Genomic DNA, 12,727 nt, shown 5'->3' on the forward strand with positions numbered 1-12,727 from the left:
CTGCAACAGCTACGCTTTCTTTGGTTAAGACTGGACGTGTTGATAAAAAATCCGTTTAACGTTTTCTGCACAGATGATATAAAGTCCCACAATTGCTGCCAGCACCAAAAGGAATTCAATGGGTAAAGGTTGGAACCCTAGTAAACTCGCAACTGGAGTATAAGGAATCAGGAGGGTAGCAATGGCGATCGCGATCGTTGCCGTCAATAAGTACTTTCCTGGCTTGCTCGTGAGGATAGATTGCCGTGTGCGAATTACCAGCACAATCATAGATGCAGAAATCACTGATTCCATAAACCAACCGGTTCTAAATTGCGCTGAGTTGGCGTGCAGCAGCAATAGGAGTGCCGCAAAGGTGAGGTAATCAAAGACTGAACTCAGCAACCCAAACACCACCATAAAGTTACGGATAAATGTGATGTTCATCCGCCGGGGTTTGTTGACCATTTCCCGGTCTACGCGATCGGTTGCGATCGTCATTTCTGGGAAATCTGTCAACAGGTTTGTGAGCAAAATTTGGCTAGGTAGCAAGGGTAAGAAGGGTAGAACCAGAGAAATACCTGCCATGCTAAACATATTGCCGAAATTAGCACTTGTTGCCATAAACACGTATTTGAGCGTATTGGCAAACGTTACCCGTCCTTCTTTCACGCCTTCGACCAAAACATTTAGGTCTTTTTGCATCAACACGATGTCTGCGGCTTCTTTGGCTACGTCAACCGCACTCTCAACAGAAATACCCACATCGGCAGCATGAAGCGCTGAGGCATCGTTAATGCCATCGCCAAGATAACCGACTACATTTCCGGTTTTTTTCAGCGCAATGATGATCCGCTCTTTTTGATTTGGCTCAACCTCAGCAAAGACATTTATTTTGCCAACACGATGCATTAGGGCTTCATCAGAAAGCTCTTGCAATTCGCCACCAGTTAAAACCTTTGGTTTTGGTAATCCCACCTGTTCAATGATACTGATGGCAACCGCTCGACTATCGCCCGTGATCATTTTTGTGGTAACTCCAAGTAGTCCCAAATCTTTGAGCGTATCAGCAATATCTGCTTTTGGTGGATCGAAAAGAGCAAGATAACCCAAAAACGTCATGTTTGTTTCATCGTCTTTGGTGAAGGAATTGCGATCGCAGTTGCGGTAAGCTACTCCTAAGACCCGAAACCCTTCACTACCAAGTTCCTCTGCCCGTTGTTGAATCTTGTCTTGCTGTATAGCAATGTCAATTGTCTTTCCGTCACCAGTTTCGACGGTTGAGCAAACATCAAGAATTGCCTTTAGCGCACCTTTGCTGACAATCAGATTCCTATTATCTTTCTTCAACAGAATGCTGAGGCGTTTACGGTTGAAATCATAAGGTACTTCATCTAGTTTCTGATAAGCAGAAATGTCAAATTGCTTGTGCTGACGAATTGCGGCATCGATGGGATTTACATAGCCTGATTCAGACGCAGCATTTAAATAAGCATAAAGCAAAACGCGATCGCTCTCTTTCCCCCCCACATCAACCGCAGCGTGAATTTTCACTTCTCCTTCCGTCAGCGTGCCCGTTTTATCTGTACAAAACACGTTCATGCTGCCAAAATTTTCAATTGCGGACAGTCGTTTCACAATCACCTGCTTTTTCGCCATTTGTTTAGCACCGCGAGCCAAGTTAACGCTAACGATCGCGGGCAACAATTGGGGAGTCAGACCGACTGCAAGCGCTAGGGAGAATAGAAAAGATTGTAAAACAGGGCGTTGCAAGTAGACGTTGGCGACAAAAATTAGAACAACTAAAATCAACGTCACTTCCATGAGAAAATAGCCAAACTTGCCCAGTCCCCTTTCAAATTCGGTTTCGGGCGGTCTGAGTTTCAGGCGTTCTGATACCTTGCCAAATTCAGTCTGCTTTCCGGTCTGCACCACAACCGCTTTCGCTGTACCACTGATTGCGTTAGTACCCATATAAAGGGTGTTTGTTCGCTGGCTGAGTCCAACTTCGTTCGGCAATACGCCACTTAGTTTGTCAGCAGGATAGGTTTCTCCCGTAAGTGCTGCTTCATTGACTGACAGATCCTTCGACTCTAAAATCAGGCAGTCACCAGGGATACTATCGCCAGCAGCAAGCAACACAATGTCACCTGGAACCACCTCTTCATTAGAGATTTCTTGAGATTGACCATCTCTCAAAACTGTGGCTTTTACTTGCACTAAAGCCAGTAGCTTCGTTACGGCATCTCTAGCACCTCGCTCTTGCCAAAATCCTAATAGCCCACTAATTAGTACGATCGTCAGAATAATAATAGTATCAATGACATCTCCAAGAAAACTGGAGAGAATCGCAGCCGCCATTAAAATCAAAATAATCGGACTCTTAAACTGGTTCAGCAACAGGAGTAGTGTGGATGACTCTCGCTTCTGCTTCAGACCGTTTGCACCATATTGAGTGAGCCGTTGCTGCGCCTCTTGGCGACTCAAACCCTGGTGGCTACTCTTGAGCTGATCTAATACCTGTTCAGCAGGTAGGCTCCAAAATGAGGGGATGACTTGAGGCATAGATGTCAGTATCCAATTTTTTTAAATCCTGAATAGATAACCTTGCTTCTCTACTAAGTAAGTTGGTAGAAATAAACCAAATTATGTTACGGAACTTAAATAGTCCTAAAGTCCTTATTAATGACCAATAACAGCCCTTGCAAGTTAGCTTTAATTGCGCCAACCTACCTACTACCGTTTGATTTACTGCGTGAATTAATTGATTACGATATAAATTGTAATCAAAAGCCTGAAGATGCAACAAAAGTCTTTACGAAAGTTTTAACCTCAAAAAATTGGCTATCCCTCTCACTAATTTGGTCAACGTAATTTTCCTAAGCAATTATCCCATAAAATCTCATTAGTTTGATATAATAAGCTCTTTAAAATTTACGGCTCTACAAAAAAAGTACTTCATCTCGGAAATTTTTCTTAATTTTTATATTGTAATCAAACAAATAACCCGATAAATCAAACGACACTATGTCACGGTGTAGAAAATAAACCTCATAATCAAGTATTGTTTGCTCTCTTGATGGAAAAAGATTAATGCTTAATCTACATAACTGAGTAATTTTTTACCTTTATAAAATCTGGAATATTAACTATGCCATAAAAAGCTGTTTTAGAAAAAAGCCTTAAGCTCAATAGAGACAGATACTCAACTCTCTAAAAGAGAAGCAATTGAGGATGATAAATTGTCCAAGCCGCTCTTTTTTAGTTCAAGCTGTCAATAATTTAACCGTTTCATATAGACCTAATTTAATTTCAGGAGTTTGTTAATGAGTATTATTACGAAGATGATTGTGAATGCAGATGCCGAAGTTCGCTATCTCAGTCCTGGAGAACTGGATCAGATCAAGAACTTTATTAGCAGTGGTGAGCGCCGTCTACGCCTTGTGCAAGCTTTAACTCTAAGCCGCGATCGCATTATTAAAGAAGCTGGAAAGGAACTGTTCCAGAAGCGTCCAAGCCTTGTTTCTCCAGGTGGCAATGCTTACGGCAAAGAGATGACTGCCACTTGTCTGCGGGATATGGATTACTACCTGCGCTTGATCACTTACAGTGTTGCTGCTGGAGATACAACGCCACTTGAGGAGATCGGAGTCGTTGGTGTTCGCCAAATGTACAAATCCCTAGGTACTCCAATTGATGCCGTTGCCGAAAGTGTTCGTGCTATGAAGAACATCGCTACCTCAATTTTGTCTGGGGAAGATGCAACTGTTGTTAACACTTACTTTGACTACCTAATTAGTGTTCTCTAGTAGATAACAGTAATCACTTAAAGAGCGATCGCTATCACTAAAGCTGAATTGCCTGTTTAGCGTGCCAACAGTCATCATCTGCAATTGCGATCGCTCAACGGATTTTGGGTCAAGTCCCTAGAAATAAAGAACTAAGTCGTGAAAAGCAGGTATTTGCGGCATATTTTAGTATTGCTATTTTAAAAAATTATCAAAAACCTCATTTAATTTTGTTATGTAAATTTTAAAAATTAATATTTTTTAATGATTACATTCCCCTGAATACTAACGAGAAAACTAAGCATAAAAAATCTTAACAAGACATTTGTAACTCGATTAATCAATTAAATATTTATTCTGGAGAATGACTATGTTAGATATAGATGAAATGGGCAAAAAAGAGATACATGAACTCTTGCATAAAGTAGGATATGGGCACTTAGGTTGTGCTATTGAAGGACATCCTTATGTTGTACCTATGCGCTATTATTTTGAAGAGCCAAATATCTACATCTTTACTACGGTTGGCATGAAGACCAAGTATATGGATGCGAATCCTGAAGTCTGTTTGCAAGTTGAAGATGTCCACAATCTCAAGCATTGGCGCAGCGTTACTGTGACAGGTATTGCCGAACACATCACTCTTGGGCAAGACATTGATCGCGTGATGCAATTTGTCAAAACCAACAATCCAACGCTTTCGCCCGCGATTAATCGAACCTGGATTGATGCCTGGGGTCGTGCAGAGGTGATGGCGCTCTACTGTATCCATCCTACTGAGATGACCGGGCGAACCACAGATGGAGTTAGCAGTCGGTAACTTTTGCACCGTTTATGTTACCTCACGACTTCCTCAAATTTGGCATTTAACATCAAGTGGATTGATCTGTTTTTTATGTCTCATAGGAAAAAGCAGAATTATGGTTTCGACCGTCGATCTCAATACCGTGGCTGGGTTATCTGAGCAAGAGGCGATCGCTCGGCTTAAACAGGATGGCTACAATGAACTTTCCTCGGCTCGCTCTCGCAGTATTTTATCCTTCGCTTGGGAAACCGTTCAAGATCCGATCTTCCTCTTGCTGGTCGGCGGCGGGATCATTTATTGGATTTTAGGCGACTTACAAGAAGCCCTGATTTTGCTGGGTTTCGTCTTCTTCATCACAGGAATTAGCCTTTACCAGGAAGGTAAAACCGAACACGCCCTAGAAGCCTTGCGCGATCTCTCCAGTCCTCGCGCCTTGGTAATTCGGGATGGACAGCAAAAACGGATTGCGGGGCGAGAAGTCGTTCGAGAAGATATCTTAGTGCTAGCAGAAGGCGATCGCATATCTGCCGATGCAATGATACTATCTTGCACAAACCTTTCAACTGATGAGTCGTTACTCACTGGGGAATCCCTACCTGTTCGCAAAGTTGCTGCCGCCGGTACCGTGGAAATGGCACGTCCAGGGGGAGATGAGTTGCCCTTTGTATATTCTGGAACCTTGGTGGTTCAGGGACAGGGAATTGCTAAAGTTCAAGCGGTGGGCGCTCAAACAGAGATGGGCAAGATTGGCAACGCTTTGCAAAAAGTGAAGCCGGAACCGACTCCGCTACAACAAGAAATGACTCGGTTGGTAAGCCGTTTATTTGGCATAGCTTTATTATTGTGTGTGGCGATCGTTGTTATTTATGGAATCACGCGAGGAGATTGGCTCAAAGGATTTCTCGCAGGTATTACCCTAGCGATGGCAATTTTGCCAAACGAATTTCCGGTTGTTGTTACCATCTTCTTAGCCTTGGGAGCATGGCGTATTTCTCAGAAACACGTCTTAGCTCGTCGCGCCTCAGCCGTGGAAACCTTGGGTTCTGCAACGGTTCTGTGTGTGGATAAAACCGGAACACTGACCCTGAATCAGATGGCTGTGCAACAGCTATTTGCATACAACCATGCAGAAAACTCTCATCCATATAATTTGGAATTACATTCACGAGAGTCGCTCCCCGAAGCAGTTCATAAATTAGTCGAGTTTTGCATTCTGGCGAGCCAAAGAGATCCTTTTGATCCAATGGAGAAAGCATTTAAGGAATTGGGCGATCGCTATCTCGCACATACTGAACATCTGCATGACGATTGGATACTGTTACGAGAATATCCCCTCTCACCCCATCTATTGGCAATGTCTCATGTTTGGCAGTCAGGCGATGGTAAGCAGTATGAAATTGCAGCGAAAGGAGCGCCGGAAGCGATCGCGGATCTCTGTCATTTTACGCCCCAACAGCAGAAAATTATGGCAGCCCAAATCAGTGAAATGGCCAATCAAGGCTTGCGTGTGTTAGGCGTTGCCAAAGCGTCTCTTCTTGATGCGCCACCGCCATTTTTACCGCCTCATCCGTCCCTCAATCCCGATCATTTACCCGATGAGCAACATGACTTTCCTTTTCAATTTCTCGGATTGGTAGGACTGTCTGATCCAGTACGTCCAAACGTTGCGGCGGCAATTCAAGAATGTTATACCGCAGGTATTCGAGTGGTGATGATTACGGGTGATTATCCCGCAACGGCTCAAACTATTGCTCGTCAGATTGGATTGATGCAAATGGGAGGCATTCTGACGGGAGCGGAATTGGATCTGATGAGTGACGCTGAACTCGAACAACGTATTCAAAGTACAAATATCTTTGCACGAGCCGTTCCCGAACAAAAATTGCGGTTGGTAAATGCTTTGAAAGCTAAGGGTGAAGTTGTTGCTATGACTGGGGATGGTGTGAATGATGCCCCTGCTCTCAAATCTGCCCAAATCGGGATTGCAATGGGACAGCGAGGTACGGATGTTGCCCGTGAATCGGCGGCGTTAGTGTTATTGGATGATGATTTTTCGTCCATCGTGGAAGCAGTCAAACTTGGACGGCGAATTTTTGATAATCTCCGCAAAGCAATGGCATATCTGCTAGCGATTCACATCCCGATCGCTGGAATGTCTTTGATTCCAGTGTTGTTTAAGTTGCCATTAGTATTGCTTCCTGTTCACGTTGCCTTTCTCCATTTAATTATTGATCCAGCTTGCTCCATTGTTTTAGAAGCTGAACCCGCAGAAGCAACAGTAATGCAGCGTCCTCCTCGCCACCCCAAAGAACCATTATTTGGTAGGAAAACTTTAGGATTGGCAGTGCTACAAGGGGTGGGGATTTTGGTAATTACTCTCGCCATCTTTGTGGTGGCGCTATATCGCCGACAAGGTGAACTTGATGCCCGTGCTTTAACATTTACAGCGTTGATTTTGGCAAATTTATTCCTAATTTTGAGCGAAAGTTCTTCATCACGCCTCAGTCTAAAAATCCTGAAATCTCCCAATAATGCTCTCTGGTGGGTCGTTGGTGGGGGACTGGTTTTTCTGGCGTTCGTGCTGTATGTTCCGTTCTTGCGTCAATTGTTTAGCTTTTCTTTTTTACATCCCATCGACCTAGCAATTTGTTTAGGAGGTGGGGCGATCGCTCTGCTTTGGTTTGAACAGTTAAAGTTTCTCAATCGACCCCAACGAGTTGTTCAATCTAAATCAATAAAACCTAGCCAAGAAAATCTATAAATAATTTACTTTCCTTATACTATCAATACGGTTCGATTAACATTTTAATCTTTTGAAGCGTTAAAAAAATAGACTTTGACAAATAGTTTTAGCCTTAACTGAACTGTATTGCAAGATAAAAGTGAAGTTCAACGAGGGATGTCTACGACGGGCTACGCCTACGCACCAATCATAAAATAGGGAGTAGATCGTTTACCACTCCCTACTCGCTCTATGCTTCAATAACTACCCGCAAATTGCCCCGTTTTTTCGCAACGCGACAAGCAGTAGTTGTACCAGAACGCTCGAATTCTAAATCGAGAATGGTGGGGCCGACTCGCAAATTGTGAAATGACAGGCGATTTATCGATTCTGGCAAAGCAGGGTCGATTATTCGCAAGCAGTTATTTTGAGCATCAGGCACCAAATTGACCATCATTTGCAGCAGTTGGAAGATACTACCAGTCGCCCAAGCTTGGGGAGTGCAAGCAACTGGATACTGCACAGGGGCATTATCACCGTTCCGTTCGTAGCCGCAGAAGAGTTCTGGAGGACGTTCATAAGGCTGCTGACTGGTCATGTCGAATAAACCTTGGAAAAGTTCTAAGGCTTGATCGATAAGACCGAGCGATCGCAATCCCATTGCAATCAGAGCGTTATCATGGGGCCAAACCGAACCAATGTGATAACCCATTGGATTGTAAGCGGGTGATAAACTACTCAAGGTACGAATGCCCCAACCATTAAACATATCTGGTGCCCGCAACCGTTCTGCGACACTGTAGGCTCTTTCGTGGGTGAAAAGACCCAAATGGAGACAATGACCAGGATTTGAGGTAATACTGTCTACAGGTTTACCATCTCCATCCAAAGCCAAGGCGCAGAAATCCTGGTCTTCTACCCAAAAATCTCGATTAAAACGAAGCTTGAGACTTCTAGCTTCTTCTTGCCAACGATCTGCCAAATCAAGGCGCTTTTTCATCCTCGCTATTTCTGCTAGGCGCATTTTTGCAGCATAGACATAAGCTTGCACCTCACAAAGGGCAATTGGGCCGTTAGCTAATTCTCCCTTATGGTTGACAATGCAGTCGCCAGAGTCTTTCCAACCTTGGTTAGCAAGACCGCGTTTAGATTTACGGTAGTAGCTGAGGTAACTGGTTTGTTTGGTATTGCGATCAATCCAGTCCATTGCTGCTAAAGCATTTGGCCAAAGTAACTCTAGGAGTTCTTGGTCGTGAGTCCAAGCATAATGTTCGGCATACAGCATTAGCCATAGGGGAGTCGCATCAACTGTACCGTAGTATGGCGTGTGAGGAATTTCTTGACAACGAGCCATTTCTCCCAAACGTAACTCGTGCAAAATCTTACCCGGTTCTTCTTCGCGCCATTCGTCGTCGATTTTGCCTTGGTATGTCGCCAGTAATATTAGGGTTTCTTTGGCGATTTGCGAGTTTAACATCAGGGTTTGGGAAGCTGTAATCAGCGAATCCCGCCCAAATAGTGTAGAAAACCACGGTACTCCAGCCGAAACTGTCTTATGCTTTCCAAAAGACTGGCGCAACAAATACATATCTTGCTCGGCCCGCTCAATCACTCGATTGAAAGTACTTTTATCTGAGCTAATGCGGGTAATTTGCTGTACCCAGTGTTGCTCCTCCATCAACTCAGCAGCTTTCGCCTGTCCTAAAGTGATGGCGGCGCTTACGGTTGAACTAGATTGGTTATTTTTCAACATATTCACCCGATAACCCAGCTTTTGGGTTTCGTGAGAAGCCAACTCTAGCTGCCAAACCGCAGTGTAACCTTTGAAATAGTCTGGTTGACGATGCTGGAATAAAATCCGAGATTCCATCACCGAACCATCCAAACCTTGATAGGCAAGTGTTAAGGATTGTTCCCTAAAAGTTGATGGGTCTTTAGGTAATGGTGAAACGCCATCGACAATTCCTTCTTCAGTCGTGGGTTCTAGTAGACGTAAAAGCCTACCGCGTTTTTCTCTGTCATAACCCCGGACTTCAAATAAATCAACAAAATCTGCATCGAAGCTGATACTTAGTTCAAAATTGACAGTTGTTGTGCTGTAGTTAGATACTTCTATTTCTTCAAATAGAGCGCCATTGAGTACTATTTCTCGCCGAATTCCGATAGTTTCGGCTCTTAGGCGTTCGTCAATTCTGGGGTTAGTACACAAAACTGAGAGTGAAAACCCTTTTCCGGCAGTACTACTGAGAAGTACAGGCGATCGCCCTTCAATTTGCAACTCTAAGCGATTGAGAAATCTCGTATCACAGCAAAACAGCCCCATGCTGGGATTACCATCACTGAGGGAACAGCCAGAAATATTCCCGATAGTATCTGTCACGAAAAATAAATCATCATCTTTAACCGTCAGTGTCGGTTGTGGTCTTTCACTCACAACACAAGGCCACTCCGGGATAGGTAATTGTTCAGCAGGAATAAAAGTTTTTCCATCCAGGAAAATTTTTTCCGGGGTCATTAGCGTATCCGGTGTCATTAGCCAAAGTTCCGTGTACAGGTCGTAGATTGTTTGTGGTATTCAGAGTAGAGGTCTTTACCCCTCACAACTTGCAAAAAAAAGACTCTTTGTAAAACTTGTTTGAGCTATTCTAGCCAAAATAATTTTTACGTACTGTTGACAAAGTAGCAGTGTCCAAATCTATATAAGTATTGTATAAGTCTAAACTCAAGACTGAAAACTCAGAATTTTTAGATAAGTCCTTAGTTGTCGAACTTTCTCAAGATACAAGATATATAGTATACTCAGCAAAAATGCGATGTTCCCAGTTATATTAGTAAAGCTAGCATTTATTGACTAAACCATTATACGATTTTGTTTTAAATATCTTTGGCGTTAGATTAGAAAAATTTTCCATATTCAATTGATTGATTAATTTTAATCAATCATTACTGATTAAATTATATGGTATGTAGCAGTAATCGTTTTTGGGTAAGAAAATTCTATTTAGTGAGTGTAAATATTATGACGCACTACGCCAAGGCGTGGACTATCAATCAATGCTGAATGAAGAGTGCTGAGTGGGTAAAGATTAGTGAATTTAGCAGTTAAAACAATACAAAAATTATGTGACTGGTACTTAGTAATGAAAGATTTTAGCTGTGCAAGCATATTTCAAAGTTAGTCAAGAATGTATATTGGGCGTAGTAGGTTGTCAATAAATAGATCAATTTGGTAACAAAATGTTGCGCCTGCTTTGGCGAAAAGTGCATTTTAGCGTTCTTTACATATTGCAACTCTCTATTTAACTTGAGAGTGCCTTGGAATTTGTACAATGCAGCTGTGACGTGGATCTTGTCGAGGTTGAGCGTTTAACAATAATTCATGAGCATTTCGACTTCTGTGCTGAGTGATCTGCTAAAGTCCCTACCATACTTGCGGCCCCAGCTATATTTTAAGGCTTCGCTAACAGCGCTCTCCCATGCGATGGAAGATCAAGTTTTGGCTGCGACTTTAGCACAACCCCTTGTAATTGCTAGTTTCCAGCGAGAGCGATTCTACCGCCAAGAAGCTCATCGCTACCTGCGACTTGCCTTGCGGAGTAACCAAATATACGTATTAGCTGCTCCAGAAACGGATTTCGCCAATAGTTCGGAACACTACGAAAAGATCGCTTTTGAGCCAACGGATGGCTTAAGTCAAGAGTGGCATTTGGTAGTGATTGCTGACAATTATGCTACTTGTCTGGTTTGCCGGGAAAGTCTTGGTTCTATTGCCAAAAACAAGCAACTACCAGAACTAAGCCCTAATCTGGATATAGACACAGCGCGAAGATTTGAAGGAGTTTGGACATCGGAAAGGGGAGTTAGCCTCAAAGCCGCTGAATTGCTGTTAGACAGGATTTTGGTTTACAGACCAGAACTGGCAAGTAAAATAAACGAGGCACGTCAGAGGTTTAGTATAGGAGAGCCGCGAAGCCACTCTGGAGCAGAACAGATCAACGAATATGCTTGTGACATTGATACAGATCCCTTTGTGCAACGCTTAGTAACTTACTTGCAAGCTAGTCAGTACAAATTGCACAAAGCCTACCGTTCCATTGCTGCCCAAGCACGAAAAGAACGATTAGTCAACTCAATTAGCACAGCTATTCGGCGATCGCTCGACCCTCATGAAGTTCTCCAGGTGGCAGCACAAGAATTAGGGCAACACCTAGAAGCTTGTCGCTGTCTAATTTACCGCGCTCAAGCTACAGATAACCAAGCCATAATTGAACACGAGTTTTTGAATCCCGGTATTTTATCGGTTCGTGGGCAAACTTGGGAATTAGAGAAAAATTCCCTATTTCAGGACATCGTGCAACAAGGCGAAGGTGTTTGTATTAGCGATACGCTCAATGACCCTCGTGTGAACAATTCGCCAGGGCTTTCCTTAATTGCCAAAAAGTTTGCCATTCGTTCTTGGCTGATGGAACCAGTCTTTTATCAGGGGCGGTTGTTGGGCATCGTAGAGTTGCATTACTGTGGAATGCCACCGCACGAATGCCAACCTGGGGAGTTGGATTTGGTAGAAGCGATCGCCACCCAAGTCGGAGCAGCCCTAATTCAAGCGGAAGCCTACGCCAACCTAGAAGAACTGAACCAGCAGCTAGAAGCCCTAGACCGCACCCGCAGCAACCTTATAGCCATCACTGGACACGAACTGCGTACTCCCCTATCCACCATTCAAGTGTGTCTAGAAAGTCTTGCTAGTGAGCCGGATATGCCCTTGGAGTTGCAGCAAATTATGCTCAACACAGCTCTTTCCGACTCAGAACGGATGCGAAAATTGGTACAAGATTTCCTCACGCTTTCCAACTTGGAAAGCGGGCGAGTGCAATGGCATCCAGAATCCCTGACTTTACAAGAGTGTGTGGATTTAGCACTCAGCCGCAATCGCACGCGTTCTTCAACGGAAAAGCCGCCCCAAGTCAAAACTCAAATTGCCGAAAATCTACCTCTAGTAAGGGCTGATGGTGATTGGCTAGTAGAGGTACTGGCAAAACTCATGGACAACGCTTGTAAATTTACGCCACCCCAAGGAGAAATCACCATTAAAGCCATTTCCAACAGCCATCAAATGGTCGAGGTGACTGTGGCTGACACTGGACGCGGCATTGAACCAAATCGCTTAGAAGTAGTTTTTGACCGCTTCTATCAAGAAGAGGGAGCGCTACGCCGCACCACTGGCGGAACAGGACTTGGTTTGGCAATTTGTCGTCAAATTGTGAATGGCTGGGGCGGAGAAATTTGGGCTGAGTCAACCGGCAAAGACCAGGGTAGCCAGTTTCACTTCACCATCCCCATTGTTCAGAATAGCCACGAGGAAAAGCGGGCAAAAGTCAAGAGTAAATAGTCATTGGGCATTGGGCATTGGGCATGGGGCATCGGTTTTAATGA

The 12,727-nt window shown here is 43.8% G+C and carries 6 protein-coding genes; 4 read left to right on the forward strand and 2 right to left on the reverse strand.

Annotated features, from left to right (window positions below; genetic code table 11):
• Nucleotides 1-24: 24 nt before the first annotated feature.
• A complete protein-coding gene (gene mgtA, locus H6G86_RS11730; RefSeq protein WP_190934452.1) occupies nt 25-2,544 on the reverse strand; it encodes a magnesium-translocating P-type ATPase in 2,520 nt (839 codons plus the stop codon).
• A 761-nt stretch (nt 2,545-3,305) separates the two neighbouring features.
• On the opposite strand from mgtA, the gene apcA reads away from it, so the two are divergent.
• From apcA to H6G86_RS11745, 3 genes are all read left to right on the forward strand, one after another.
• Nucleotides 3,306-3,788: an allophycocyanin subunit alpha gene (gene apcA / locus H6G86_RS11735; RefSeq protein ID WP_190934453.1), complete on the forward strand. Its 483-nt coding sequence runs from the start codon at nt 3,306-3,308 to the stop codon at nt 3,786-3,788.
• Between the two features lie 349 nt (nt 3,789-4,137).
• Nucleotides 4,138-4,587, forward strand: coding sequence for a pyridoxamine 5'-phosphate oxidase family protein (locus H6G86_RS11740; protein ID WP_190934454.1), 450 nt, complete (start codon nt 4,138-4,140; stop codon nt 4,585-4,587).
• Nucleotides 4,588-4,687: 100 nt separating this feature from the next.
• Nucleotides 4,688-7,333 carry a cation-translocating P-type ATPase gene (locus tag H6G86_RS11745; RefSeq protein ID WP_190934455.1) on the forward strand — a complete coding sequence of 882 codons (2,646 nt, stop codon included), beginning with the start codon at nt 4,688-4,690 and terminating at the stop codon, nt 7,331-7,333.
• A gap of 211 nt (nt 7,334-7,544) precedes the next feature.
• Here H6G86_RS11745 and H6G86_RS11750 read toward each other — a convergent pair whose 3' ends face one another.
• The gene (locus H6G86_RS11750) at nt 7,545-9,827 is read right to left on the reverse strand and encodes an amylo-alpha-1,6-glucosidase (RefSeq protein ID WP_190934456.1); all 2,283 of its coding nucleotides are present in this window, start codon (nt 9,825-9,827) and stop codon (nt 7,545-7,547) included.
• Nucleotides 9,828-10,673: 846 nt separating this feature from the next.
• Here H6G86_RS11750 and H6G86_RS11755 point away from each other — a divergent pair.
• A complete protein-coding gene (locus H6G86_RS11755; protein WP_190934457.1) occupies nt 10,674-12,683 on the forward strand; it encodes a DICT sensory domain-containing protein in 2,010 nt (669 codons plus the stop codon).
• The last annotated feature ends 44 nt before the right edge of the window (nt 12,684-12,727 follow it).

This window comes from Nostoc sp. FACHB-133 (genome assembly GCF_014698055.1).
In the GTDB taxonomy this organism is placed as follows: domain Bacteria; phylum Cyanobacteriota; class Cyanobacteriia; order Cyanobacteriales; family Nostocaceae; genus Nostoc.

What these genes read in the sequence shown, in the direction of transcription:
- mgtA (WP_190934452.1), bottom strand. Translation starts at nt 2,544, where the DNA reads ATGCCTCAAGTCATCCCCTCATTTTGGAGCCTACCTGCTGAACAGGTA.
- apcA (WP_190934453.1), top strand. Translation starts at nt 3,306, where the DNA reads ATGAGTATTATTACGAAGATGATTGTGAATGCAGATGCCGAAGTTCGC.
- H6G86_RS11740 (WP_190934454.1), top strand. Translation starts at nt 4,138, where the DNA reads ATGTTAGATATAGATGAAATGGGCAAAAAAGAGATACATGAACTCTTG.
- H6G86_RS11745 (WP_190934455.1), top strand. Translation starts at nt 4,688, where the DNA reads ATGGTTTCGACCGTCGATCTCAATACCGTGGCTGGGTTATCTGAGCAA.
- H6G86_RS11750 (WP_190934456.1), bottom strand. Translation starts at nt 9,827, where the DNA reads ATGACACCGGATACGCTAATGACCCCGGAAAAAATTTTCCTGGATGGA.
- H6G86_RS11755 (WP_190934457.1), top strand. Translation starts at nt 10,674, where the DNA reads ATGAGCATTTCGACTTCTGTGCTGAGTGATCTGCTAAAGTCCCTACCA.